This is a genomic window from Kluyvera sp. 142486, assembly GCF_046569695.1.
Lineage (GTDB): Bacteria > Pseudomonadota > Gammaproteobacteria > Enterobacterales > Enterobacteriaceae > Kluyvera.
In genome coordinates this window covers 31,716-57,863 of the sequence record NZ_JBKHUI010000002.1, presented here as the reverse complement: position 1 = coordinate 57,863, position 26,148 = coordinate 31,716, and the positions used below count along the sequence as shown (strand labels likewise).

The 26,148-nt window shown below is 57.0% G+C and carries 24 protein-coding genes; 15 read left to right on the top strand and 9 right to left on the bottom strand.

What is annotated here, in order from left to right:
- The first annotated feature begins 111 nt into the window (after nucleotides 1–111).
- Entirely contained in the window at nucleotides 112–1,014 is a 903-nt protein-coding gene (locus ACLGE8_RS02505; protein ID WP_410996195.1) for a LysR family transcriptional regulator, read from the top strand.
- On the opposite strand, the gene ACLGE8_RS02500 is transcribed toward ACLGE8_RS02505, so the two are convergent.
- Nucleotides 1,011–1,841, bottom strand: a complete 831-nt coding sequence (locus ACLGE8_RS02500) for an EamA family transporter (protein WP_410996193.1) — start codon at nucleotides 1,839–1,841, stop codon at nucleotides 1,011–1,013. The genes ACLGE8_RS02505 and ACLGE8_RS02500 overlap by 4 nt on opposite strands.
- Before the next feature lie 310 nt (nucleotides 1,842–2,151).
- Here ACLGE8_RS02500 and ACLGE8_RS02495 point away from each other — a divergent pair, with 310 nt between their 5' ends.
- The 6 genes from ACLGE8_RS02495 to ACLGE8_RS02470 all read left to right on the top strand — a co-directional run bounded on the left by ACLGE8_RS02495 (nucleotide 2,152) and on the right by ACLGE8_RS02470 (nucleotide 10,612).
- A complete protein-coding gene (locus ACLGE8_RS02495; RefSeq protein ID WP_410996191.1) occupies nucleotides 2,152–4,344 on the top strand; it encodes a TonB-dependent receptor in 2,193 nt (730 codons plus the stop codon).
- A gap of 144 nt (nucleotides 4,345–4,488) precedes the next feature.
- Nucleotides 4,489–5,880: a phenylalanine transporter gene (gene pheP / locus ACLGE8_RS02490; protein ID WP_410996189.1), complete on the top strand. Its 1,392-nt coding sequence runs from the start codon at nucleotides 4,489–4,491 to the stop codon at nucleotides 5,878–5,880.
- A gap of 236 nt (nucleotides 5,881–6,116) precedes the next feature.
- The gene (locus ACLGE8_RS02485; protein ID WP_410996187.1) at nucleotides 6,117–7,358 is read left to right on the top strand and encodes an MFS transporter; all 1,242 of its coding nucleotides are present in this window, start codon (nucleotides 6,117–6,119) and stop codon (nucleotides 7,356–7,358) included.
- Nucleotides 7,359–7,379: 21 nt separating this feature from the next.
- Nucleotides 7,380–8,408, top strand: coding sequence for a sugar phosphate isomerase/epimerase family protein (locus tag ACLGE8_RS02480; RefSeq protein WP_410996185.1), 1,029 nt, complete (start codon nucleotides 7,380–7,382; stop codon nucleotides 8,406–8,408).
- The gene (locus tag ACLGE8_RS02475; protein ID WP_410996183.1) at nucleotides 8,405–9,556 is read left to right on the top strand and encodes a Gfo/Idh/MocA family protein; all 1,152 of its coding nucleotides are present in this window, start codon (nucleotides 8,405–8,407) and stop codon (nucleotides 9,554–9,556) included. Before ACLGE8_RS02480 ends, ACLGE8_RS02475 begins: the two co-directional genes overlap by 4 nt.
- Nucleotides 9,557–9,631: 75 nt before the next feature.
- Nucleotides 9,632–10,612 (top strand): LacI family DNA-binding transcriptional regulator, encoded by a 981-nt coding sequence (locus ACLGE8_RS02470; RefSeq protein WP_410996181.1) that lies wholly within the window; start codon nucleotides 9,632–9,634, stop codon nucleotides 10,610–10,612.
- A gap of 123 nt (nucleotides 10,613–10,735) precedes the next feature.
- On the opposite strand, the gene ACLGE8_RS02465 is transcribed toward ACLGE8_RS02470, so the two are convergent.
- Nucleotides 10,736–11,632 carry a DMT family transporter gene (locus ACLGE8_RS02465; protein WP_410996179.1) on the bottom strand — a complete coding sequence of 299 codons (897 nt, stop codon included), beginning with the start codon at nucleotides 11,630–11,632 and terminating at the stop codon, nucleotides 10,736–10,738.
- On the bottom strand, nucleotides 11,629–12,435 hold the full coding sequence (locus tag ACLGE8_RS02460; RefSeq protein ID WP_410996177.1) for an alpha/beta fold hydrolase: 807 nt from the start codon (nucleotides 12,433–12,435) through the stop codon (nucleotides 11,629–11,631). Before ACLGE8_RS02460 ends, ACLGE8_RS02465 begins: the two co-directional genes overlap by 4 nt.
- A 133-nt stretch (nucleotides 12,436–12,568) precedes the next feature.
- Between ACLGE8_RS02460 and ACLGE8_RS02455 the strand changes: the two genes are divergently transcribed.
- Complete coding sequence (locus tag ACLGE8_RS02455; RefSeq protein ID WP_410996175.1) at nucleotides 12,569–13,468, top strand: LysR family transcriptional regulator; 900 nt, start codon at nucleotides 12,569–12,571, stop codon at nucleotides 13,466–13,468.
- Here ACLGE8_RS02455 and ACLGE8_RS02450 read toward each other — a convergent pair whose 3' ends face one another.
- Together ACLGE8_RS02450 and ACLGE8_RS02445 are read right to left on the bottom strand one after the other, a co-directional pair.
- Nucleotides 13,469–14,713 (bottom strand): mechanosensitive ion channel family protein, encoded by a 1,245-nt coding sequence (locus ACLGE8_RS02450; protein ID WP_410996173.1) that lies wholly within the window; start codon nucleotides 14,711–14,713, stop codon nucleotides 13,469–13,471.
- A gap of 78 nt (nucleotides 14,714–14,791) precedes the next feature.
- Nucleotides 14,792–16,219: an MFS transporter gene (locus tag ACLGE8_RS02445; RefSeq protein ID WP_410996171.1), complete on the bottom strand. Its 1,428-nt coding sequence runs from the start codon at nucleotides 16,217–16,219 to the stop codon at nucleotides 14,792–14,794.
- Between the two features lie 131 nt (nucleotides 16,220–16,350).
- On the opposite strand from ACLGE8_RS02445, the gene ACLGE8_RS02440 reads away from it, so the two are divergent.
- The 3 genes from ACLGE8_RS02440 (at nucleotide 16,351) to ACLGE8_RS02430 (ending at nucleotide 17,973) form a co-directional block, all read left to right on the top strand.
- Nucleotides 16,351–17,190, top strand: a complete 840-nt coding sequence (locus ACLGE8_RS02440; RefSeq protein ID WP_410996622.1) for a helix-turn-helix transcriptional regulator — start codon at nucleotides 16,351–16,353, stop codon at nucleotides 17,188–17,190.
- 185 nt (nucleotides 17,191–17,375) lie between these two features.
- Nucleotides 17,376–17,705, top strand: coding sequence for a type II toxin-antitoxin system RelE/ParE family toxin (locus ACLGE8_RS02435; protein WP_410996169.1), 330 nt, complete (start codon nucleotides 17,376–17,378; stop codon nucleotides 17,703–17,705).
- On the top strand, nucleotides 17,686–17,973 hold the full coding sequence (locus ACLGE8_RS02430; protein WP_410996167.1) for a helix-turn-helix domain-containing protein: 288 nt from the start codon (nucleotides 17,686–17,688) through the stop codon (nucleotides 17,971–17,973). The genes ACLGE8_RS02435 and ACLGE8_RS02430 overlap by 20 nt, the downstream gene beginning before the upstream one ends.
- Before the next feature lie 76 nt (nucleotides 17,974–18,049).
- Here the strand turns inward: ACLGE8_RS02430 and nfsB are convergent, their stop codons facing one another.
- From nfsB to ACLGE8_RS02415, 3 genes are all read right to left on the bottom strand, one after another.
- Nucleotides 18,050–18,703, bottom strand: a complete 654-nt coding sequence (nfsB, locus tag ACLGE8_RS02425; protein ID WP_185669551.1) for an oxygen-insensitive NAD(P)H nitroreductase — start codon at nucleotides 18,701–18,703, stop codon at nucleotides 18,050–18,052.
- 122 nt (nucleotides 18,704–18,825) lie between these two features.
- A complete protein-coding gene (locus ACLGE8_RS02420) occupies nucleotides 18,826–19,194 on the bottom strand; it encodes an MmcQ/YjbR family DNA-binding protein (RefSeq protein WP_410996165.1) in 369 nt (122 codons plus the stop codon).
- On the bottom strand, nucleotides 19,194–19,769 hold the full coding sequence (locus ACLGE8_RS02415) for a TetR/AcrR family transcriptional regulator (RefSeq protein ID WP_410996163.1): 576 nt from the start codon (nucleotides 19,767–19,769) through the stop codon (nucleotides 19,194–19,196). Before ACLGE8_RS02415 ends, ACLGE8_RS02420 begins: the two co-directional genes overlap by 1 nt.
- Nucleotides 19,770–19,958: 189 nt before the next feature.
- On the opposite strand from ACLGE8_RS02415, the gene ACLGE8_RS02410 reads away from it, so the two are divergent.
- Entirely contained in the window at nucleotides 19,959–21,059 is a 1,101-nt protein-coding gene (locus tag ACLGE8_RS02410) for an MBL fold metallo-hydrolase (protein ID WP_410996161.1), read from the top strand.
- Nucleotides 21,060–21,093: 34 nt separating this feature from the next.
- Nucleotides 21,094–21,441 (top strand): RamA family antibiotic efflux transcriptional regulator, encoded by a 348-nt coding sequence (locus ACLGE8_RS02405; protein WP_410996159.1) that lies wholly within the window; start codon nucleotides 21,094–21,096, stop codon nucleotides 21,439–21,441.
- A 99-nt stretch (nucleotides 21,442–21,540) separates the two neighbouring features.
- On the opposite strand, the gene ACLGE8_RS02400 is transcribed toward ACLGE8_RS02405, so the two are convergent.
- The gene (locus ACLGE8_RS02400) at nucleotides 21,541–21,789 is read right to left on the bottom strand and encodes a DUF1158 domain-containing protein (RefSeq protein ID WP_185669556.1); all 249 of its coding nucleotides are present in this window, start codon (nucleotides 21,787–21,789) and stop codon (nucleotides 21,541–21,543) included.
- Nucleotides 21,790–22,304: 515 nt separating this feature from the next.
- Between ACLGE8_RS02400 and ACLGE8_RS02395 the strand changes: the two genes are divergently transcribed.
- Together ACLGE8_RS02395 and ACLGE8_RS02390 are read left to right on the top strand one after the other, a co-directional pair.
- Complete coding sequence (locus ACLGE8_RS02395; RefSeq protein WP_410996621.1) at nucleotides 22,305–25,022, top strand: cation-transporting P-type ATPase; 2,718 nt, start codon at nucleotides 22,305–22,307, stop codon at nucleotides 25,020–25,022.
- A 55-nt stretch (nucleotides 25,023–25,077) separates the two neighbouring features.
- The gene (locus ACLGE8_RS02390; protein WP_410996157.1) at nucleotides 25,078–26,148 is read left to right on the top strand and encodes an efflux RND transporter periplasmic adaptor subunit; all 1,071 of its coding nucleotides are present in this window, start codon (nucleotides 25,078–25,080) and stop codon (nucleotides 26,146–26,148) included.

Sequence of the window (26,148 nt, the reverse complement as noted above, 5' to 3'; positions counted from 1 at the left end):
ACGTTGTCCCGGCGGGGTGACGGGATGGGTGCAGTATAAAAATCGCCGCACTATAATAAAAAACGCGTAATGGGGGAAAAACCCCCATAAGTACTGCAAAAGGAGCCCGGCGTGCCGTCATTGTCCTACTCGTTTTCACAGCTTGAAGCCTTCACCGCCGTCGCAGAGCACGGTAGCCTGATGAAGGCCGCGATAAAGCTGGAGAAAGATCGCACTACGCTGCGCGATCTTATCGATCTGCTCGAAGATGGCCTTGGCTACCCGCTGTTTGTCCGTCAGGGGCGAGCGCTGCAGTTGACGACAGAAGGCGAACAACTTCATCGCCAGGCGCACCTACTGATGCGTCAGGCTAGAGCCTTCGAACAGTTTGCCCGTCAGGTGCCGTCAACAGAGGTTCAGGAGCTGGGGGTCGCCTACGATCCCTTTACGCCGCGCCGATTTTTGCAGGCATTAATTACCCAGATGGCGGCGCGGGAGATACGCCTGAGCCTGAGATGCACCTCACGCGCCGAAGGTGAAAAAGCGCTGGCGAGCGGGCAGGCCGATTTGGGCTTCTTTCAGGCCAACAACCACAGCGTCGGCAGCGATATGGAGTGGCGCGCGCTCGGGGCCATCGACATGGATTTTTACGCCGCAGAGTCGCTGTTTGCCGATGTCGCGCGCCCATGTTCACTGCTTGACCTCTCTTTGACGCCGCAGGTGGTAATGCACTCTGCAAGCGACGTTCCCATGGCGCGGCGGCTGCAAATCTCCGGCAATATCATTGTGGCCAACGAGCTTGAAATGCTGCGCAGCCTGATGGAAGCCGGGTGCGGATGGGGATTTTTACCGACCCATTTTGAGGCGGCGCGCTGGAAACATGTTTCGGTGATTCCCACGGTGGTAGGGAATGAAGGTATTAGCCAGACCATGGTGACAATCTGGCGACCGGGAAGCGAAAAGCGGATGTTGATTGATGACACGCTCACCCGACTGTCTGCGCTGTGGCGGGCGGTGAGCACGCGCGCGGATTAAACCCGCCGCCTGTCCGCCACAATCACCAGACCAATACCGGAAAGGGTGATAACAATCGCCAGCAGCATGCGCATATCAATGGCTTCACCCATAAAGAGCAGCCCGCCCAGCGCGGCAAGGCAAGGGACGCTAAGCTGCAGCGTACTGGCCGTGGTGGGGCTGAGCTGGGGTAATAGCGAATACCAGAGCAAATAGGCCCCGCCGGACATCAGCGCCCCGGAGAGCACCGCCAGCATTAGTCCCACGGCATCCACATGAACGTGAAGGCCGCTCAGCAGCAGCACCGCCAGCGCCATCGGAGCCGCCAGAATGAAATTCCCGGTGGTGGCTGCGGCCGCATTTTGTACTCTCTTGCCGGTAATGCAGTAAACGGCCCACGCCGCGCCGGACAGGATCATCAACAGCGACGCGCTGCCGGAAGGATGCCCTGCACCAGGCAACAGCAACAGCGCCAACCCGCCCATCGCCCCCAGCATGCCAAGACTCTTCAGCGCGGTTAGCCGCTCGCCGCGCATCAACCCCCAGGCGGTCATCACGCACTGTACGGTGCCGAACAACAGCAGCGCCCCGGCGGCGGTGGTTAACGACAGATAGGCCAGCGAGAAGGCAAACACGTAAGTAGCCAGCAGCGCGGCATTAAGCCAGTTGAACTCAGGCTTGCGGCGTAGACCCGGTAGCTGCAGCAGCAGAAAAAGCGCTATTGCTCCGCTCAGCAGACGCAGGCTACTAAACGATACCGCATCCATATGCAGCCCCTTCAGCGCCAGCCGACAAAGCAGAGAGTTGGCGGCAAAGGCGACCATAGCCAGAATGATTTTGAGCAGCACGAGAGAGTCCTTTGAGGGCGATGACATCATTATGCAGTAAGCCACACGGCGGCGCGGAAGAGTTTTGTGCGCTGATTCGTTAACAACGGCATGAAATTTTTGTGGTTATTTCCGCTTTGCTACTCATGATTGATACTTGATCACAATTTGATAATGAGTATAGTTCTCGATCTCATTTTTATTCATTGTTGTTATCCAGCTGGCTCAGTAATCGGTGAGAGCATTTCACAGGGTGATTCTGGGGCGTGAGCAGCGAGAACCCCGTTGGGACCGGCAATGAATTTTTTATTCGATACCAAGGGATGCTCTCATGAAAACAAAACTCTCCGTGCTGGCACTAGCGATAAGCACCGTGCTGCCTGCGGCCTATGCCGCAACCTCTGAAGATGACGCAAGCAAGAAAAATCAGCCAGAAACGATGGTAGTTCAGGGCGTTGACGGCAGCGATTTCAAAGCGGGCGGCGAAGATCTGGTGCCGGCTTACCTTGATGGACAAATTGCCCACGGCGGTCGCCTGGGGATGCTGGGCGAGCAGAAGGCGATGGACGTACCGTTCAACGTCATCGGCTATACCTCGAAGCTGGTGCAGGACCAACAGGCTAAAACCATTGCTGACGTGGTCAAAAACGACGCGGGCGTTCAGGCGGTGCAGGGCTACGGTAACTTTGCGGAAACCTACCGCATTCGTGGTTTTAAGCTTGATGGCGATGATATGACCATGGGCGGTCTCTCCGGCGTGGTACCTCGTCAGGTGGTAGACACCCAGATGCTGGAACGCATCGAAGTCTTTAAAGGGGCGAATGCGCTGGTTAACGGCGCGGCCAGCTCCGGCGTGGGCGGGATGATTAACCTTGAGCCTAAACGTGCTGAAGATATCCCAACCACGCGCGTCGGCGTGGATTATACCTCTGACTCCCAGGTGGGCGGCTCGCTGGACGTTGGGCGTCGTTTCGGCGATGACAACCAGTTTGGCGCGCGCGTGAACCTGCTGCACCGTGAAGGGGAAGGGCGTATCGACAACGACAAGCGTCGTACCACCCTGGCATCGCTGGGCCTGGACTATCGCGGTGACCGTTTGCGCTCCTCGCTTGATTTTGGCTATCAGAAAAAGACCTTCCACGGCGGTGAGATGGGCGTGGGCGTGGCCAATATTGCCGAAATTCCAGCGGTGCCGGACGCCACCAAAAGCTACGCGCAGAAGTGGGGCTATAGCGATATCGAAAACGAATTCGGCATGGTTAAAACCGAGTATGACCTGACCGATAACTGGACAACCTACGCCGGGCTGGGTGCGCAGCACGCGCATGAACTCGGCATCTACGCGGCGCCGAAGCTGACTAACGTCGACGGCACCGCCACCGTCGGTCGTCTGGATACCAACCGCATTATTGACAGCTTTAGCGGTATGGGCGGTATTCGCGGTAGCTTTGATACCGGCGTTGTCTCCCATAAAGTGAACGTGGGCTACTCGGCGCAGATGCGTCGCGATGCGACCGCCTGGCGCATGTCTGATAGCGCTAAAAACCCGACTATCAATATCTACAACAGTCATGATGTGGACATGCCGGATTATAAGCCGAACCCAAAGGGCGGCCACTATGACGATCCACTGACTACCGCGCGCAACCGCACCCAGGGTTGGCTGCTCAGCGATACGCTGGGCTTCTTCGACGACAGCCTGCTGTTTACCGCCGCAGCGCGTCACCAGAAAGTGGTGATCCGTAACTATGATAATCAGACTGGTCTTGAAACCACCACCTCAAGCTTTACCGAAAGCCGCTGGATGCCAACGTTTGGCCTGGTGTACAAACCGTGGGAGACGCTCTCGCTGTACGCCAACCATACCGAAGCGCTGCAGCCTGCAAACAATGCGCCGATAACGGCGAAAAACTACGGTCAGAGCATCGGCATTGCCCACTCTAAGCAGGATGAAGTGGGCATAAAAATTGACTACCAGCGCGTGGGGGGCTCGCTGTCGCTGTTCCAGATAACCAAGCCATCCGGCGTGCTGGATAGCGATAAGTACTACCGGATGGACGGCGAGCAGCGTAACCGCGGCGTGGAGTTGAACGTGTTTGGTGAACCGGTGCTCGGCCTGCGCCTGACTGGCAGTACGCTGTGGATTGACCCTGAATTAACCAAAACCGCTGGCGGTACTAATGATGGTAACGATGCGATTGGCGTATCCCGCTTCTACGCGGTGCTGGGGGCAGAATACGACATCAAGCCGATTGATGGGCTGACGGCCACCGCGCGAGTAAACCACACTGGCTCTCAGTATGCTGATACCGCCAACACCAAAAAGCTCGATAGCTACACGACGCTGGATCTGGGAATGCGCTACCGCATGCACCTGAACCAGGAACAGAACGATCTGGTGTGGCGCGTGGGCGTGACCAACGTAACCAACCAGAACTACTGGTCTGGCGCTGATGACACCGGCGTCTATATCTACCAGGGCGAGCCGCGCACCTTAAAAGTCTCGGTCAGCTACGACTTCTAAGTCATTGCTAAAATAGGGTTATTGCCCCGAAAGCACGTGCTTTTCGGGGCTTTTTACCTCTGGGGAGCCGGTGCTGATGGCCTTGCGGCAAGCGGCGCTAAGTGTTAAAAGGTGCCCCTTCATAAAAATGCTAAGGGGATAGACGTGAAAAACGCGTCATCAGCATCCAGCCAGAATCAACCGGATGCATCGTCGGATAATAGCCCGACGCTTCACCGCGGATTACAGAACCGCCATATTCAATTAATCGCTCTCGGGGGCGCTATCGGCACCGGCCTGTTCCTCGGTATTGGCCCGGCCATTCAAATGGCAGGCCCGGCCGTTGTGCTGGGTTACGCTATCGCTGGCGTTATCGCTTTTCTGATCATGCGCCAGCTTGGCGAGATGGTAGTGGAAGAGCCGGTATCCGGGTCATTTGCCCATTTTGCTTATAAATACTGGGGGCCGTTCGCCGGATTTCTCTCTGGCTGGAACTACTGGGTAATGTTCGTGCTGGTAGGCATGGCCGAACTGACCGCCGCCGGGATCTATATGCAATATTGGCTGCCGCACGTCCCAACCTGGATCTGGGCGGCGGGCTTCTTTGTGCTGATTAACGCCGTGAATCTGGTCAACGTGCGCCTGTATGGCGAAACCGAGTTCTGGTTTGCGCTGATTAAAGTGCTGGCGATTATCGGCATGATTGGCTTCGGTATCTGGATGCTGACGACCGGCAACGGCGGCGAGCATGCCAGTATCAGCAACCTCTGGCGCGATGGCGGCTTCCTCGCCACCGGCTGGAAAGGGCTGATTCTGTCGCTGGCGGTGATCATGTTCTCCTTCGGCGGGCTGGAACTTATCGGTATTACGGCGGCGGAAGCGCGCAGCCCGGAGACCACGATCCCGAAAGCGGTGAACCAGGTGGTATACCGTATTCTGCTGTTCTATATTGGCTCGCTGATTGTGCTGCTGGCACTCTACCCGTGGCAGGGCATTCAATCCGACAGCAGCCCGTTTGTGATGATCTTCCACAATCTGGACAGTAACGTTGTCGCTTCTGCGCTGAACTTCGTCATTCTGGTGGCTTCGCTGTCGGTCTACAACAGCGGCGTCTATTCCAACAGCCGCATGCTGTTTGGCCTTTCCGTGCAGGGTAACGCCCCGCGCTTCCTGACTAAGGTCAGCAAACGTGGCGTGCCGGTAAACTCACTGCTGCTCTCCGGTGCTATCACTTCGCTGGTGGTATTGGTTAACTATCTGCTGCCGCAAAAAGCCTTTGGTCTGCTGATGGCGCTGGTGGTGGCAACGCTGCTGCTGAACTGGATTATGATCTGCATGGCGCACCTCAAGTTCCGCGCCGCCATGCGCCGTAAAGGCCGCGAAGCGAAGTTCAAAGCGCTGTGGGCTCCGGCCAGCAACTATATTTGCATCGCCTTCCTGCTGATGATCCTCGTGCTGATGTGCACCATGGACGGCATGCGACTGTCGGCGATTCTGCTGCCGGTGTGGGTGGTGTTCCTGTTTGTCGCGTTTAAAACGTTGCGCCGCAAAGCGTAAGTTTTCCCGCCCGGGCTGCTAATCTCACGTAGCCCGGGCGAGCGTATACGACCCCGGGAATGCACCGCCCATTTTCATCGTGTTCATATCCCCCTACGATTCCCTTCCGACAGCCGCCTGTTTTTTAATCGTGATGTTTCTCCCAAATTGACAACAGCAGACGGGATCTTCTTTTTGTAATCGATTACTTTTCTTCCGAGTTAATTTTGTAATCGATTACTTTTGAGGGTGAAAACATGGTGTCTACAACGGAAAGTCGTGTTCAAAGCGGCGTACAGCACCGGCTGTTAGTCCCGCGCCTGTCGTTAATGATGTTTATGCAGTTTTTTATCTGGGGAAGCTGGTCGGTGACGCTTGGCCTGGTGATGACCCAGTACAACATGTCGCTGCTGATTGGCGATGCCTTCTCGGCGGGGCCGATTGCCTCGATCCTGTCGCCGTTTGTCCTCGGGATGCTGGTTGACCGCTTCTTCCCGTCGCAAAAGGTGATGGCGGTGATGCACCTGCTGGGCGCGGCGATTCTATGGTTTGTGCCGCAGGCACTGGTGGCGGAAAACGGCGCGCTGTTGATTGCGCTGCTGTTCGGCTACACGCTGTGCTACATGCCCACGCTGGCGCTGACCAACAACATCGCGTTCAACAGCCTGAGCAATATCGACAAAACTTTCCCGGTGGTGCGCGTGTTCGGCACTATCGGCTGGATTGTTGCCGGGATCTTTATCGGCGTGACCGGCATCTCCGACACCACCGGTATCTTCACGCTGGCGGCGCTGTGCTCGGTGGTGCTGGCGGTCTATAGCCTGACGCTGCCGCACACGCCGGCACCGGCGAAAGGGCAGCCGCTTAAGCTGCGCGATCTGTTCTGCGCCGACGCCTTTGCGTTACTCAAAACCCGTCACTTCCTGGTGTTTGCCGTCTGCGCCACGCTGATTTCCGTGCCGCTTGGCACCTACTACGCCTACACCGCCTCGTTCCTCGCGGACGCGGGCGTCGCGGATGTCAGTACCGCCATGTCCTTCGGGCAGATGTCGGAAATCTTCTTCATGCTGATTATTCCGCTGTTGTTCCGCCGTCTGGGCGTGAAGTACATGCTGCTGATCGGCATGCTGGCGTGGTTTGTGCGCTATATGTTCTTTGCGCTGGGCATCAACGAAGAGACGCGCTTCCTGCTGTACCTCGGTATCCTGCTGCACGGTGTCTGCTATGACTTCTTCTTTGTGGTGGGCTTTATCTACACCGACCGTGTGGCGGGCGAAAAGGTGAAAGGGCAGGCGCAGAGTATGGTGGTGATGTTCACCTATGGCATCGGTATGCTGCTGGGCTCGCAGATTTCCGGCTCGCTCTACAACCATCTGGTGGCCGGGCAAACCATTCCGGCGGCCTGGGTGAATTTCTGGTGGATCCCGGCGGTGGCCGCGGTGGTTATTGCACTGATTTTCCTTGTCTCGTTCAAATATGACGAGAAAGCGCAGGCGTAATTTTTCTGAAAGGAGGGGGGTATGAAAACCATCAAGGGACCGGGCATTTTTCTGGCGCAGTTTATTGGCGCAGAGCCGCCGTTTAATACGCTCGATGGGCTAGCCCAATGGGCGGCGGGGCTGGGGTTTAAGGCGCTGCAGCTGCCGTGCAACCACCCGGCGATTTTTGACTTACCGCAGGCTGCGACCAGCCAGACTTACTGTGACGACATCGCCGGAAGGCTTGCCGAGCGCGGGCTGGTCATTAGCGAACTTTCTACGCACCTTGAAGGCCAACTGGTGGCCGTGAACTCCGCCTACGACAGCGCGTTTGATGCTTTTGCCCCGACGGCGCTACGCGGTAACCCGGCGGCGCGCCAGCAGTGGGCGGTTGAGAGCGTGAAAAATGCGGCGCGAGCGTCGGCGCGTCTGGGGTTGAAGGCACATGCCACTTTCTCCGGGGCGCTGGCGTGGCCTTACTTCTACCCGTGGCCGCCGCACAATGCGGCGCTGCTGGACGAAGCGTTTAACGAGCTGGCTAGCCGCTGGCGGCCTATTCTGGACTGCTTTGATGAGCACGGCGTCGATCTGTGCTACGAAATTCACCCCGGTGAAGACCTGCACGACGGCGTGACCTTCGAGCGCTTCCTGGCGAAGGTCGATAACCATTCGCGCTGCCACATGCTCTACGACCCGAGCCATCTGCATTTGCAGAATATCGACTACCTGGCGTATCTCGATATCTACCATTCGCGCATTCGGGCGTTCCACGTCAAGGACGCGGAGTTCGAGCGCAACGGGCGCAGCGGCGTCTACGGCGGCTATCAGAACTGGCTGGCGCGCGCCGGGCGTTTTCGCTCGCTGGGCGACGGCGATATCGATTTTAAAAAGATCTTCAGCAAGCTCAGCCAGTACGATTTTGACGGCTGGGCGGTGATGGAGTGGGAGTGCTGCCTGAAAGACGCGCAGACCGGCGCGCGTGAAGGCAGCGAATTTATCAAACGGCATATCATTCCCGTATCCGCACGGGCCTTTGATGACTTTGCCGCGGGCAGCGAGGTACGCGGATGATTCAGGTCGGTATTGTTGGCTCAGGTTTTATTGGCCCGGCTCATATTGAAGCGCTACGCCGTCTGGGGTTGGTTGAGGTGGTGGCGCTGTGCGACGCTTCGCTTGCACAGGCGCAGGAGAAGGCGCAGCAGCTTAATATTCCGCACGCTTATGGCGATGTTGACGCATTGCTAGCGCACCCGGGGTTACAGGTGGTGCATAACTGCACCCCGAACTTTTTGCATGCCGAGGTGAACCGGCAGATCCTGCGGGCGGGGAAACATGTCTTCTCTGAAAAGCCGTTATGTATGACCTCAGAAGAGGCGCGAGAGCTGGTTAAGATGGCGCAAGCGGCGGGTGTGGTGCACGGCGTGAGCTTTGTATATCGCCAGTTTGCGATGGTGCAGCAGGCGGCGAGCATGATGCGCGATGGCAGCGCCGGGCGACTTTTCTCCGCCTACGGCGGCTACCACCAGGACTGGATGCTGCTGGAAAACGACTTCAACTGGCGCGTGGATGCGCAGCAGGGCGGCGTTTCCCGGGCGGTGGCGGATATCGGCTCGCACTGGTGCGATACGGTGCAGTTTGTCACCGGGCGGCGCATTGTCGAGGTGATGGCCGACCTCGCTATCGTCTGGCCGACCCGCAAAGCCAGCCTTGGGACGCAGGCGACCTTCAGCGAACAACCTGATTCCTCCGGTTACCAGGACGTGCCGGTGACCACCGAAGATGCCGGCTCGGTGCTGTTCCGCTTTGACGACGGCAGTAAAGGCTGCTTTAGCGTCTCGCAGGTGAGCGCCGGGCGCAAAAACCGCCTCCATTTTGATATCAACGCCAGCGCCTGTTCACTGGCCTGGGATCAGGAAACGCCGCAGCAGCTGTGGGTTGGTCATCGTAGCCAACCCAACCAGCTGCTGAGCGATGACCCGAGCCTGTTGAACCGCGACGTCGCCGGGCAGGCGCACTTCCCCGGTGGGCATAACGAAGGCTGGCCGGACGCGTTTAAAAACATGATGCTCAATTTCTACCAGGCGGTGCGTGCAGGGGCGATGCCGCAGGAGCATGAGCGCCGCTTTGCCTCATTCAGCGAGGGGGCGAACGTGATGTATATCATTGATGCAATTGTGAAAAGCCATCAACAGCGGCGCTGGGTCAGCGTCGAACAATAACCCTGTGCCCGGTACGCCGGGCCCGTTTTTATGGTAGCCTGCACGCAAAGCGTTAATTGCAGGGAACGGCGTAGTATGTCAATTCAGAAAATCGCCCAGCTGGCGGGGGTGTCGGTAGCCACCGTATCGCGGGTGTTGAACAACAGCGATACGGTGAAAGCGAAGAACCGCGAGCGGGTGCTTCAGGCTATCAAAGAGAGTAACTATCAACCGAACCTGCTGGCGCGCCAGCTGCGCACGGCGCGTAGCTCGATGATCCTGGTGATGGTGTCAAACATCGCTAACCCGTTTTGCGCAGAAGTGGTGAAGGGTATTGAAGAGGAAGCTGAGAAAAACGGCTACCGTATTTTGCTCTGCAACTCTGGTTCTGATATCGAACGTTCGAAGTCAGGCCTGCGTCTGCTGACCGGCAAAATGGTCGACGGCATTATCACCATGGATGCGTTTGCCCGTCTGCCGGAACTGACCACGGTGATTGGCGACGCGCCTTGGGTACAGTGCGCGGAATACGCCGATGCAGGGGATGTTTCCTGCGTGGGTATTAACGACGTTGATGCGGCCCAACATGCGGTTGGCTATCTGGCGGCGCAGGGACACCAGCGTATTGCCTTGATTAACCATGATTTAAGCTATAAATACGCTCGTCTGCGCGAACAGGGCTATCAGGACGTGCTACAACAGCAGGGGCTTGATTTCGCGGCGGTGGAATATGCCGACGATCTCAGCGCGGCGGCAGGAAAGGCGGCGATGAAAAACCTGCTGGCGCTGAACCCGCGCCCGGATGCGGTGTTTGCCATCTCGGACTCATTGGCTGCAGGGGCTATCCGCGCTATTGAGCAAGCCGGGCTGCGCGTACCGGAAGATATCGCCGTGGTGGGTTTCGACGGCACGGAGCTAGCGGAAATGGTCTCGCCGCAGCTCACCACCGTGCAGCAGCCCTCAAGAGAGATTGGCGCCAAAGCGGTGACGCTGCTGCTCAACAAAATTGATAACCCGGACGTTGCCCCAGAGCGGGTGATGCTGGAGTGGCGCTTTATTCCTCGCGCCAGCGCCTGATGTTAGTGTTGCCGGATGGCGGCGAAACGCCTTATCCGGCCTACAGGAGATCGCATTGTGGACCGGACGACCCGACAGCTGTTGTAGGCCGGATAAGCGCAGCGCCATCCGGCAATGTTTCACCTACCGCCTGATAACCACCAGAAGCCCACACACCACCAGCCCCGTCCCCAGTAACTGCTCCACCGACAGCGGCTCGTCCAGCAGCCACCAGCTAAACAGAATAGTCAGAATCGGGCCGATTAGCCCTATCAGTACCGCCTTCGCCGCGCCGATGCGATGAATGGCCGACGACAGCCAGAATATCGGCATCACCGTGGAAAATACCGCCATCCCTGCGCTGTAGGCATACACCTGCCAGGGCAGATTGAGCGCGGCAACGGGACGAGTGGCAAAAAAGTGCACCAGCGTTGCCGCAATCGACACCAGCAGCGCCAGCATTGAAAACGGGATCGCCCCCATGCGTCCGATAGCGACTTCCGCCCCGGCATTGTAAATGGCGTAGGTGATAGCGCAGCCAAACACCAGCGAACCGCCGATCAGCACCGAATGGCTATCGGCGGTGAGGCCGAGGTCGTGCACAAAGGCAATTAGAATGCCGCCGTAGGAGAGCAGTATTGCCAGCAGCAACTTCTTCTCAAAGGTTTTGCCGAGAAAAAAGACGCCAATCAGGATGGTCAGCATCGGGTAGGTAAACAGAATCAGCCGCTCAAGCCCGGCGGTAATGTACTGCAAGCCCATAAAATCGAGCATCGCCGAAGCGTAATAGCCTGCCACCCCTAATACCGTCAGCAGCACGTAATCTTTGCGATGTAGCGTTGGTATTTTACGCAGCACCGGCAGCGCAGTAAGGGCAATTAGCGGCAGCGACATCGACATGCGCAGCATCAGCAGCGTGACCGGGTCGACCGGCGCAACCTGGTATGCCAGCTTGACGAATATCGCCTTAAACGAAAAGCCGAAGGCGGCGAGAATCGCCAGCGAAAATCCGGCAACCCGGGACGTAAGATGCAACTTCATCCTATGCGTTCCTGAAGTTCGCTGATTTTTTCCCACATCACTACCGGGTTGGAATACATCGGGAAGTGCCCGCAGTGGGGAATTTCAGCAAGCGTTACACCGCGCTGTTCGATATCTGCCAGATAGCTCAGCGTGCTGTTCTGCTCACCGTACATAAACATTTTTGGGAAGGGCAGATTTAAAAACTTCGCCATCAGATCGCCGTGGTCGGAATAGTCCACCATCGAGGTAAAAATGGGCCTGACCGCGGCTGCTCGCACTTTATGCTTGAGGCTGGCGGCATACAGCGCGCTGGCCCACGCCGGAGATTGATGAGTACGGGCGATAAAATTCGCGAAGAACTGCTCATCGTCGCCGTGCGGATAATCAATCGCCTGGCGGCTCAGGAAGCAATCTTCCGGCGCGATATTCCCTTCGATATCCACAAAGCTCAGAACCCGGTCGGGATGGGTATGCGCCAGCATCAGCGCGGTCAGCCCACCCATGGAGTGGCCGACGAGGTGGAAACGCTGGAAGCCCATCTGGTCAATCATCGCGAGCGCCGTCTCGACTAAAAACGGAATCGAAATTTTCTGCATGTCTGGGCATTGCGTCTCCCCGCAGCCGGGGGCGTCGTAGGCGAGAAACGGCCGCCCGTCGAACGCGACGTGGCGCACGATATCGGCATAGTCTTCTTTGGTTGAACCGAAGCCGTGGAGAAACACAATCGGTTCACGGCTACCGGAACGGTGAATGGCAGACACCTGCATCGGCGTCGCTTGTACCGTTAGCGAAAGTCGCGCGCGGTGAAATTCGTGGGGCATGGTCACTCTTCTTATGCATTCGTGGGGTGGCTATCGTCGCCGTGATTCTCTGATATGTAAAATCGTATTAAAGTAATGCTCTGATATATTTTTAATATCGGTTGGTGCAAGTATTGAAGGGAGCCATGCAGAGATGATCAATTTTCGCATTATTCGCCATATGTGGCTGTTCCTCGCCGTGGCGGAGGAGAAGCATTTTGGCCGCGCGGCGAAGCGGCTTGGTATGACGCAACCGCCCTTAACCCAGCAGATTCAGGTGCTGGAGCAGTCGCTGAAGGTGCAGCTTTTTGACCGTTCAAAGCGCAACGTGCAGCTCACGCCCGTAGGGCTCGCCATTCTACCTGCGGTCAAACGCTTTGCCGAGCAGGTTGAACGGCTGGAGCTGGCGGTGAACGAAGCGGTGGCCGGGCATACCGGCATGCTAACCATCGGGGCCATCAGCACCGCCATGCTCGACGTGCTGCCGCCGCTGATTGATAAGATGAAAGCGCGCTACCCCGATATCGTGATTTCCATTAAGGAGATCGACAGTGCCGAAGCGGTGCTGGCGCTGCAAAACGGCGAGATCGATCTGGCCTTTGCGCGCCTGACCGGGGAGATGGGCGAGGGTATTACGCTGCTGCCGCTGTCCAGCGCTGAACTGGTGGTGGCGTTGCCTCGTCAGCATCGGCTGGCCGGTGAGTCGCAGATTGCGCTGCGTGATTTGATGCAGGAAGAGTGGGTGATGTTCTCGCGTCACCTGAGCCCGGTCTATTTCGACAGCATTACTGCCGCCTGTCGCAGCGAAGGCTTCTCGCCACGGATTATTCACCACGTACGCTCGGTCTCTTCACAGATTGCTTTCGTTGGCTGCGGGCAGGGCATTGCGCTGGTGCCGGAGTCGCTGGAGCGTCTGTCACCGGCCAACGTGGTGACAGTGCCGCTTGACCGGTCGATTGAGGTGATCACTACCGCGGTGGCCTGGTCAGCCAGCCGGAAAAACCCGCTGGCTGACAAGTTTATCGCCCTGATTCAGTCGCCTGAGGTGGGGTGATTACTGCCCGATAGCGCCCGCAAGGGCGCGAATATCATTACCGGTCGGCGACTGATGTATTCTCAGGCCAAACTCTTCGACCACGGCGAAAATATGGTCGAAAATATCCGCCTGAATACTCTCATATTCCGCCCAGATAACGGTGTTGGTAAAGGCATATATCTCAATTGGCAGGCCGTTATTATCCGGTGCCAGCTGGCGTACCATCAGCGTCATATCCTTGCGAATCTTCGGATGGTTACGAAGATATTCGTTGAGATAGGCGCGGAAGGTACCGATATTGGTCATTTTACGCAGGTTAAGCACCGAATCATCGCTGCCGTACTCCTGATTCCATAGGCTTATTTCCTGATAACGAGAGTCCATATAGGGTTTTAACAGTCGAGCCTGAATTAAGCGCCGCTGCTCTTGCTCATCAAGGAAATGGACGCTGGTGGTATCAATGTTCAGGCTGCGCTTAATTCGACGCCCGCCGGAAGCCGACATGCCGCTCCAGTTTTTAAATGAATCAGAGACCAGCGACCAGGTGGGGATCGTGGTAATGGTGTTATCCCAGTTACGCACTTTGACCGTGGTTAAACCGATGTCCGTTACCGCGCCGTCTGCGCCATATTTTGGCATCTCCAGCCAGTCGCCGAGCTTCAGCATATCGTTCGCCGACAGCTGAATCCCGGCCACCAGACCGAGGATAGGGTCTTTAAACACCAGCATCAGCACCGCGGCCATGGCCCCCAGACCGCTTATCAGAATCGCCGGTGACTGCCCCAGCAGCAGGGAGATCATCAGGATGCCAATCAGGATCGCGCTCACCAGTTTCACGCCCTGGAATATGCCTTTAAGCGGAAGCTGAGAAGAGAAGGAGAGTTTCTGCGACAGATTGAAAATAACGTCCAGCAGCGAGAAGAACGACAGCAGGGCATATAGCATCACCCACAGCTGCGCCACCGTGGTTAATATTTCTGCCGCTTCACTGCCTTTTTGCAGCCACAGCACGGCCTGCACGTTAACAATGATCCCCTGTAACGTAAATGCCAGCCGGTGAAACAGCTTATTCTGCGTGATGATTTGCAGCCATAAATGGCTACTGGCCTGCGCCCGCTTTTCGAAGGTGCGCAGCACCAGACGGTGTAAAATCAGATGAACAATGATGGCAGTGAGAAAAATAATACCAAAGATGATAACGAGCGAATTGGTATGGTTTATTTCAATGCCTATCTCTTCTATCTGGGAAATGAGTTCCTGCATAACGTCTCCTATATAGCCAGCCTTTAATAATGACCAGGCTGGCTATAATATGCAAACAGGTATACAGGAACTTAATAATCAGGAAGTTGCCATCACCGGGCTACGGTTTAAATGATGGCGAAGGCCAACCGCAATCACCGCCAGCAGTAGCATCATCACCGCCTCTACGCCGAGAAAACCGATCATTGCCTGCGGATAGCTACCGTGATGGTTGCGCATCAGCATCAGCAACAGTGAGCCAAACACCGCCGGGCCAAGCCCCAGCGTGGCCTGCTGCAAGGTACTCAGCAGCGCACTGCCCGCCCCCGCATCGTTGGCGGTGATATCGCGCATTCCCACCCGGTAGAAACAGTTCACAATCAGCGCCTGGCCGTAGCCAATCAACGCCGTGGCGGGTACCAGCGTCAGCGTGGTGGTCGCCTGTCCATAGTGGTGGAAGGTCTCCATCAGTAGCAGCAGGCCGCTAATTTGTACCACCAGACCGGCGACCAGAATGCGTCCCATACTGTGGCGGGCAATCAGCTTCGGCGCGTACATTGCCGACAGGAAGTAGGCCACGCCAAGGGCGATAAAGCTGTTCCCCGACTGCCATGGCGCCATGCCGAGGCCGGACTGCATGGTCAGCGCCATACAGAACATAAACCCTGACCAGGCGCTGAAGAACAGCAGCGCAATCACCATGCCGAAGCGAATGCTGGCCAGCTGCAACAGACGTGGCGGCAGTAGCGGGTGCTCGCCGCGCTGCTCTTTGCGCAGTGCGGTGGCGCGCATCCAGAACAGCAGCGGGATAATCGCCAGCAGCATCAGGCGCATCGACCACGGCCAGTGCAGTTCCGGCCCCAGCGCCATTGGGAACAGCAGGCAGCAGAGAATAAGCCCAAGACTAAAGGTACCTTGCCAGTCGATGGTTGAGTGTTCATCGCGGCGGGTTTCCGGCACGTAGCGGCGGCTGAATGCCAGCACCAACAGGCCAATCGGTACGTTGATAAAGAAGGCGTTACGCCAGCCCATTCCGGCGATATCCGCCGACACCAGCCAGCCGCCGAACATCTGCCCGACGATAAATGAAATGCCGCCAATACCGCCGTAGAGGCTAATAGCGCGGGCGTGCGCCGTCCCTTTCAGCGTGACGTGCAGCGTGGCGAGGATCTGCGGCACGATAAGCGCCGCACCGGCACCCTGAAGCGTACGGGCGGCAAGCAGGGCAGTGATTGAGTTAGCGACGCCGCACAGCAGCGAAGCGAGGCTAAAAATCGCCACGCCCCACATAAACAGGCGGCGGCGACCGTAGTTGTCGCCAAGCTTGCTGCCCATCGCCAGACAGACGGCGAACGCCACGCCGTACAGCGCCACAATCAGCTCAAGCTGGGTGGGGCTGGCATGCAGCGACTCGGTGATGGAATCGAGGGCGACGTTGGTAATCGAGGTATCGATTTGCGGCAACATCAGGCCGGTCAGCAGCAGGAAAAGCCCTGCGCGACCGGGTGAAACAGCAGACGTTTTCATGGTGACTCCATTGCGTCATTCAGCGATTGGACGTAGCATCGCTGATTAAATAAACGGGTACCAGTTCCTGGTTATACTGGTACTGGCACTACTATGCTGGAGATACCATGAGCCTCATCAGCCACAGTGAAATGGACGTATTGCAGACACGGCAGATGGATAACCGTAAGCAGTTGGGTGCATTTCTTCGGGCGCGACGGGAAAGTCTCGACCCGCAGCGGTTGGGGCTACCGCGCAGCGGGCGACGGCGCACGCCGGGCCTGCGTCGCGAAGAGGTGGCGATGCTGGCAGATGTTGGCGTGACCTGGTATACCTGGCTTGAGCAGGGGCGCGAGGTTAATCCGTCGGTGGCGGTAATGCAAGCGGTCGCCGAAGCGCTCCAGTGCAGCGAGCTGGAAATGCGCCATCTGTTTGTGCTGGCGGGGTTAACGCCGCTGGAATCTTTAAATGTACCCCAGTGCGAGGGTATCAGCCCCGGCACGCGCCGTATGCTGGACAGTTTGCTGACTCAACCGGCTAGTATTCAGAAGCCAAACTTCGATATCGTGGCATGGAATGACGCATTTTGTCGGCTGATGGGCGTCGATTTTTCCATCATCCCCGAAGATGAACGAAATTGTATCTACCTGTATCTGACCCACCCCGGCTGGCGTAGTCGCCTGGCCAATCCCGACGTTCTAGGCAACTTCGTCTCCTATTTTCGCGCCGCGATGGCTGAGCATCGGGGAGAACCGGCGTGGGAGAATAAGCTTGCTCGCTTCTTCGCCGCCTCTGCTGAATTTGAAGCGCTCTGGCACCAGCGCTACGAAGTCCGTGGCGTCGAAAATCAGATCAAAACCTTCCGCCATCCCGATTTCGGCGAATTTCAGCTACAGCAGATGTACTGGTACTCCGCGCCGCGCAACGGCTCGCGATTGCTGGTCTATTTACCGGTAGATGAGGTAGGGGAAAGGGTGTTGGCGGGGTTATAGTACGGAGACGATCCCGGCGGCGCTTCGCCTGGCCGGGTTACCAAGTGTATGCGTTTTACGATCCGCTATCCATGTTTAAAACCGGAATCTGAACTTTGATGCTAGCAGGAGTAGGTTGATGCAAAACGGGTGAATTAACCTTTAATGCAATTTGCCTTATATGCTAATATTCAGGGACGAAAATCGTGTTCAAAATCCTTGTTCATGCAGATGCCAGAGAGGAAATGCTGACACTGCCCGCTTCTGTGCAAGCGAAGATGATCGGCAAAATAGAAAAACTTCGTCTAAATCCAACCGCTCTACGAGAGCCAGACAGTAAACCTCTACCTCACGGCCTTTTTGAAATACGTACGGTAGGGATGATTCATTGTCGCGGTATCTATGCCTTTCAGCAGGGGCAGACGATTTTCTTACTGCGTGTATTTATTAAAAAAACGCAAAAAACACCTCCAGCGGAACTCCGTCTGGCATTAAAACGGCTACAGGAGATGCAGGATGAGCAAGAAGGTAATTGATTGGGATGACCTGAGAACAGAAATGCTGGAACGGTCAGACGTGAAGGCGGCATTTGATGCGCAGGAACGACAGGAGCGTCTGCGAGACATGCTGGCGCAGTGGCGTAGCTATGCAGGACTGACGCGGGCGCAGGTTGCGCAGCGAATGGGGGTGAGTGCCCCAACGGTCTCAAGAATGGAAGCTAACGTAACGCGGGCAAGCCTTGATACGCTGACGCGCTATGCGCTCGCTTGCGGGGTGAAACATCCGCAGATTTTGCTGTATTGATATGGCGCCTGGCCGGGCTACTCGAATATTGTAGCCCGGCCAGGCGAAGCGCCGCCGGAAAGGTACAGACGCTAAATCAGATCTCGGTAATCACCGCTTCTTCCGGCAGACGAGATTTTGGCAGCGCTTTGTTGAAGTCTTCCACGCTGTGATGCCCAACCGGCACCACTACCAGGCTGGTGAAGCCTTTCTCTTTCAGACCAAACTCGGCGTCCATAATCTCGGCGTCGAAACCTTCGATTGGTACCGCATCGAGGCCCATTGCGCCCATCGCTAGCAGGAAATTACCCACGTTCAGGTAGGTCTGGTTAGCTGCCCACTGCGCATCGTCGTGACGTTCTTTACGGTGCAGGTCGGCGAAGAAGGTGCGGCCTTTGTGGTTAGCGGCTTTGGCTTCTGGCGTGGCGAAACGGCCATCGGCATCTTCCTGATCCACCACTTTTTCCAGCCAGGCATCGTCGATCGCGGTTTTCGCGCAGAATACCACCACGTGAGAAGCATCCAACATTTTGCGTTCGTTGAACACGTAGCCGCCCGCCGCGGATTTCGCCACGCGCGCTTTACCTTCGTCGGTGCTGGCGACGATAAAGTGCCACGGCTGGGAGTTGGTGCTGGAAGGGCTATAGCGCAGCAGGGTTTTCAGAGCAGCAGCCTGCTCGGTGGTCAGCTTTTTGCTGGCATCAAAGGCTTTGGTGGAATAGCGCGCTTTAGCAACGGAAACGATGTCCATAAACACTCCTGAATGATAAAAAGCACCGCAAATCGGTGCGTCGTATCAAAGCAGGGTACCGCGCGATTTAACAAATGAGAAGGGTGTTAAATGCGATAACACTTATCGCATTTAACGCAAAATCAGACGGGGCACACGCGCTGTTGCACGCGTTTTGGCAGCTTGTTCACCACCAGGTTCCATGAATCTTCAATCAGGCTGTTGAGCAGATCGACCGTGATCTCATCGCCGGGATGAACCGAAATCCAGTGCTTTTTGTTCATATGGTAGCCCGGTTTAATATGCGGGTAGATGGCCTGATGCAGCAGCGATTGCTCCGGGTCAACCTTGAGGTTGATGATAGGTTCGCCGCGCAGATAGGCTTTGAGCATAAACATTTTGCCCTCGACCGTGAACACATCGTACTCCGGGCCGAAAGGCCAGTAGATGTCGGAGAAGGGCAGGGTCAGCGCAAACTCGTGCGCACGTTCATGTAGCGTTTTACCGTCCATTACTCACCTTCAGCCAGCGCCAGCCACATCGCTTCGAAGCCTAATGCTTTGAACTTATCGGCGCGCAGCGGTTCGCGACTGGCGAATTCAATCGTGGTTTCCGCCAGCGACAGGAACAGCGCATCGCCGAAGGCGCGGAAGTCATCGGACATAAATACCGGGCGCACCGAACGCTGGCAGAGCTTTTGCAGCTCCGGGAACATCGCTCTGACCTGGGTGATGGTCTCTTCGGTGATTTTTTCGCTCACCGCCATTCTACGCAGCGCGTGGTGCCCGGTCGGGTTTCGAACGCCCCAGTCGATGTAGCTGTTCCAGATGCTATGGGTAAACTCTTTTGGTGATTCAGTATCCACCAGCCCGGCTTTCATTGCTTCGCAAAGGCCGGTTTTCAGATGCAGATAAAGCGCATTAAGCAGGTCGTCTTTGGTGGCGAAATAGCGAAACAGCGTACCCTCTGCAACCCCCGCACTGCGCGCAATCAGCGCAGTTGATGCGGCAATGCCGGATTGGGCAATGGCGCTGGTCGCAGCTTCCAGTAACGCTTGCTTTTTATCTTCACTCTTCGGACGAGCCACTACACTTTACCTCTCTGACTGTAAAAAACGTGATTGAAACATGCCGACCCCGGGGACTTCAACGTCGATTGTCAAAATTTGAAAATTGCTTGACGATTTTTTCCCCGCCTTTCTATAATGAGTGCCTACTCACTCATAATCAACCTTTTTAGTGTGGCTTCCTGGACGAAGCCGTTCCAGGGTCAGGATATGAAACCTTTTATCATCAGTGTGGTTGCCATCATGCTTATCGCCAGTGCTGCAAGTTTACCCTTCGTCCTGAACGCCGGTTTTGGTCAGGCGCCGCAAGGGGTTGAGAAGAGTCAGATTGAACGTTCGCCGAACTACCGTGACGGCGCGTTCCAGAACACCCTGCCTACGCCTGGCTTTACCGGTGACAAAAACATGGTGATGGCATGGTGGGAGTTTTTAACCGCCAAACGCGAGAATGCTCGCCCGACGCAGCCGCTGCCGATGGTGCCGACCGATCTCGCCAGCCTGCCGCAGGGGCAGGACACCATGATTTGGCTCGGCCACTCCTCATGGTATTTGCAGCTGTCGGGTAAACGCATTCTGATTGACCCGGTGTTCAGCAGCTATGCCGCGCCGTTCTCTTTTCTGAACAAAGCGTTTCCCGGTAACTACCCATGGCGCGCCGAGAACATGCCGGAGATAGACCTGCTGATCATCTCTCACGACCACTACGATCACCTGGATTACGCCACCATCAAGGGGCTGATGCCGAAGATCAAACGTGCCCTGGTGCCGCTGGGCGTGGGTTCACACCTGCGTTACTGGGGGATGAAAGATGAGGTGATTACCGAAGCAGACTGGCAGCAGAGCGTCACCATCAGCGATGCGCTGAGCGTGCACGTGCTGCCCGCGCGCCACTTCTCCGGCCGCGGCCTGAAGCGCAACCAGACGCTGTGGGCGAGCTTTATGTTCGTGACGCCGACGCAGAATATTTATTACAGCGGCGATACCGGCTACGGCCCGCACTTTAAGGCGATTGGCGAGCAGTTTGGCCGCGTTGATGTCGCCATTCTGGAAGACGGTCAGTACGACCAGGACTGGCGTTACATCCACATGATGCCGGAGCAAACGGCGCAGGCGGCGGTGGATCTCAACGCTCAGCGCGTGCTGCCGGGACATGCCGGGCGCTTCGTGCTGGCAAAACACACCTGGGACGACCCGTATAAACGTCTGGTGCAGGCCAGCAAAGACAAAGCGTATCGGCTGTTAACGCCGATGCAGGGCGAGCCGGTATGGCTTGCTGACTCAACACAAACATTCCGGGCCTGGTGGGAATAACCACCGGCTGAAGTTAAACGAGGGGGAGGGGTGTATGACCGAATTAGCCACTCAGGTTGTCGACACACTGGTCGAATGGATTGACGATAATCTGCATCAGCCACTGCGCATTGATGAAATTGCCCGTCGGGCAGGGTACTCGAAATGGCATTTACAGCGCATTTTCCTGCAGCATAAAGGGGAGAGTCTGGGGCGCTACATTCGCCACCGGAAGCTGAATATGGCGGCGGATGAACTCTGTACGACCGATCAAAAGGTCTACGATATCTGTCTGAAGTACGGGTTTGATTCCCAGCAGACCTTTACCCGCATTTTCACCCGCACATTCCATCAGTCGCCGGGTGCCTACCGCAAAGAGAATCATCGTCCGCAGACGCATTGATTCGGCCCCGGGGTCGGCGTAAACGCCTCGCCCGGGCTACCCAACCATCTCATACCCCGTAGCCCGGCCGAGCGCAGCGACGCCGGGGAATCACGGCGATCAATCCGCCAGCGAAAACCAGCGCCGCCATACGAAACGAATCACCAGATACTCAATTGTCCCCAGCGCCAGAAACCACACGCAGAACAGCACGGTGTACAACTGGCTCAGATCCATAAAATGGAAGGTCTCAACCAGCTTTTGCGCCAGCGTCAGCCCCAGCGATGGCGCTGGCAGCAGCAGGCAGGAGAGGAGCGCCAGCAATAAAATGCCGGCGGCGGTCATCAGGGATTCGAGCGGATGCTTCATATAATGTTAATCTTTGGTTAAAGATATTATTGTCCGGTAATTTTTAATGGAACGCAATGTTTCTAATTAAACAAATCCCTTAGCGAATAATTAATATAAATAACCAGACTTACGATAATAATCGTACGTCGATAAATGAAATAATAATCTGGATTAAATTAAATATAGCTTTCGTAAATTAACGTCATGCTACAGATAATATTTTTACAAAAGTATAAGTACTATATCCAATCAGCGTGGCAATCACGATAGCCAGCGCCACGTATAGCGCCAGGCGGCGTCCTCTGTAGATTCCAAACATAATAACCTCGTTTAGATGGGGTTTAGGAACATTCTGTAATATTAATATTAGTAAATCAACTTAATGTCATTCTGAAATTTAAAAAGCAAAAAACATTGTGATCGAATAAATGTTTTTTGCTGGTAAATATTATTCAGTGATATCGCCTTGGCCAGAAATGGAATTCAGGCTTTCCGTTCGCAGGAATTTAAAAGGAAACCTTATTGTGTCTAAAATGATGAACTCCCGGAATGTACCGCACGCGGGTCACGCCCCGCATGAGCACGCCTACCAGCAGACCACCGAGCAGGTGCTGTCGCAGCTGAACAGCCAGCCTGACGGTCTGAGCATGGACGACGCCGCCGCGCGTCTGAACACCTACGGCCCGAACGCGCTGCCAGAGAAAAAAGGCAAGCCAGCGTGGCTGCGTTTCCTCGCACACTTTAACGATGTGCTGATTTACGTCCTGCTGGCCGCGGCGGCGCTGACCGCCGTGATGGGCCACTGGGTCGATACCTTTGTCATTCTTGGCGTCACGGTGATTAACGCCCTGATTGGTCACATCCAGGAAAGCAATGCGGAGAAATCGCTGAAAAGCATCCGCAATATGCTCTCCAGCGACGCGCGCGCCATTCGCGGCGGTAGCCATAAAACGGTGGCGACCACCGACCTGGTGCCGGGCGATATCGTGGTACTGCGTGCGGGCGACCGTATCCCGGCGGACATGCGCCTGATTGAGGCGCACAACCTGCGCGTGGAAGAGGCGATCCTCACCGGCGAATCCACCGTCGTCGACAAGCACACCGACGTGCTGCACGGCGAACTGCCGCTGGGCGACCGTACCAATATGGTCTTCTCCGGCACCACCGTCAGCGCTGGTGGCGGCGTGGGCGTAGTCGTGGCGACCGGGCAGGAGACCGAACTGGGCCACATCAACCAGATGATGGCCGGTATTGAAAAGCACCGCACGCCGCTGCTGGTGCAGATGGACAAGCTCGGCAAAGCGATTTTCGCCATCATCCTGGCGATGATGGGCGCGCTATTTGTCTTCAGCATGGTGCTGCGCGACATTCCGCTGGGCGAGCTGCTGTTGTCGCTGATTAGCCTCGCGGTTGCTGCGGTACCGGAAGGTCTGCCGGCGATTATATCGATTATTCTGTCGCTGGGCGTTCAGGCGATGGCGCGCAAGCGGGCGATTATCCGCAAGCTGCCAACCGTTGAAACTCTGGGAGCGATGACCGTGGTCTGCTCGGACAAAACCGGCACCCTGACCATGAACGAAATGACCGTTAAAGCGATCATTACCGCTGACTGCTGCTACCGCGTCGACGGCAACAGCTACGAGCCGCACGGCAACATCTACCTGGAAGGCAGCAACGAGCCGGTCAAAGTACAGCCGTATACCGTGCTGGAGAAATACCTGCGCACCATCGACCTGTGCAACGACAGCCAGTTGATTCAGGATGCGCAGGGCCACTGGGGCATTACCGGCGGCCCAACCGAGGGTGCGCTCAAAGTGCTGGCGGCGAAGGCCAACCTTGAGCCGATGCGTACCCAACTGGTTGCCAAGATCCCGTTCGACTCGCAGTACAAATACATGTCCACCCACTTCCAGCTTGCTGATGACGAGGTGGTGATGGTGACCGGTGCGCCGGACGTGCTCTTTGCCCTTTGTCAGCAGCAGCAAACCTCACGCGGCGTCGCCCCGTTCGACCGCAGCTACTGGGAAGCGGAGATGGCGCGCTTTGCCAGTCAGGGCCTGCGTATGGTGGCCGCGGCGACCAAGCCAGCCGCGTCGGGGGCGAAAACCCTCGACCATAGCGACCTGCAGGAAGGACTGGTGTTCCTCGGCATTGCCGGGATGATGGACCCGCCGCGCCCGGAAGCGGTAGAGGCGATCCACACCTGCCAGAATGCCGGGATCCGCGTGAAGATGATCACCGGCGATCACCCGCAGACCGCCATGAGCATTGGTCAGATGTTGGGGATCCGCAACAGCAGCGAAGCCATGACCGGTTACCAGCTGGAGCACATGGACGACGCCGAGCTGGCAAAAGCGGCGGTGGAGTATGACATCTTTGCCCGCACCAGCCCGGAGCATAAGCTGCGCCTGGTGAAAGCGCTGCAGGAGAACGGCGAAATCGTCGGCATGACCGGCGACGGGGTGAACGATGCGCCCGCGCTGCGTCAGGCAGACGTCGGTATCGCGATGGGTATCAAAGGCACCGAGGTGACCAAAGAGGCCGCCGACATGGTCCTGACCGATGACAACTTTGCGACCATCGCCAGTTCGGTCAAAGAGGGGCGTCGCGTTTACGACAACCTGAAGAAGACGATTCTGTTCATCATGCCAACCAACCTGGCGCAGGGGCTGCTGATTATCATCGCCCTTCTGGCAGGCAATATCATCCCGTTGACCCCGGTGTTGATTCTGTGGATGAACATGGCGACCTCCGCCACGCTCTCCTTCGGCCTGGCCTTTGAAGCCGCCGAGCGTAATGTGATGAACCGCCCGCCGCGTAAAACCGGCCAGCACGTGATGGATGCCTTTGCCGTCTGGCGCGTTGCCTTTGTCGGTTCGATGATTGCCATTGCCGCCTTTATCCTTGAGGCGTGGCTGGCACCGCGCGGTCACAGCGCCGAGTTCGTGCGCACCGTGCTGTTGCAGATGCTGGTGACCGCGCAGTGGGTCTACATGATCAACTGCCGCAGCAGCGACCGCTTCTCCCTGAACCGCGGCCTGCTGAAGAACAAAGGCATCTGGCTGGTAACCGGCGTGCTGCTTCTGCTCCAGCTGGCGATTATCTACTTGCCGCTGATGCAGACGCTGTTTGGCACCGAAGCGCTGCCGCTGCGCTACTGGGGCATTACCCTGGTGATTGGCGTCGCGATGTTCCTGGTGGTTGAAGTGGAAAAACGTCTGACCCGCCGCTTCCGTAAAACGACCTCGTAATTGATACGCCCCTCTCCGCCTGGAGAGGGGCGCTTGCCCTGCAAGGATTATCTCCATGAAAAACACTTTCCGCCTCGCCCTGCTGGCCTGTGGCCTGGCCGCCTGCGTGCAGGCTTCCGCCTCGGTGCCGGTGCGCATCATCACCGTTGAACAGGCGCCGCACGCTGCCGAGCGTCAGGTACCGGGCCGCGTTGAGGCCATTCATGCGGTCGAGATCCGCGCCCGAACCGAAGGGACTATCGTGCAGCGCCATTTCCAGGACGGGCAGGAGGTCAACAAAGGTGACCTGCTGTTCACCCTTGATGATGCCCAGCCCCGGGCGGCGCTAGCGCTGGCGCAGGCGGAACTAAAAAGTGCGCAGGCCTCGCTGCGTCAGGCACAGCAGTTGCTTTCGCGCTATCAGAGTTTGAAAACCAGCCAGGCTATCAGCCGTAACGATGTCGACAATGCGCAGATGCAGCGTGACGTGGCGGCGGCGTCCGTTGAACAGGCGAAGGCTCGCATCTCTGCCCAGCAAATTACCCTCGATTACACCCGCATCATCGCGCCGGTCAGCGGACGCGTCGGTCACAGCGCCTTTCACGTCGGGACGCTGGTTAACCCGGCCAGCGGCGTGCTGGCAGAAGTGGTGCAGCTTGAACCGATCCGCGTGAGCTTCGCGTTGGATGAGTCGGCGTTCTATACCAAAGCCGGGCAGCATGCGGATATCCGCGCGCTGAAGGCAGCGTGGCGGGCGCAAATCACCCTCGACGGCCAGCGTGAAGATGGCGTGCTGACCTCGGTCGACAATCGGATTGATGCCCGCACCGCCAGCGTGACGATGCGGGCGGAGTTCGCTAACCCTCAGCACCGTTTGCTGCCGGGTGGTAACGTGTCGGTCACGCTGCGTCCGCAGGTGGCGAGCGAGCGAGTGATGATCCCGGCGGCGGCGGTCCAGCAGGACGCGCAGGGCTACTTTAGCTGGGTGCTGACGCCAGAGAATAAGGCCGGGCAGCGTCGTCTAACGCTTGACGGCCAGCAGGGACAAACCTTTGCGGTCGCGCAGGGGCTAACCGCGGGTGAGCGCGTGGTCGTGGAGGGCGCGCAGCGCCTGAGCGACGGTGCCGCCGTGACGTTGCTGAATTAA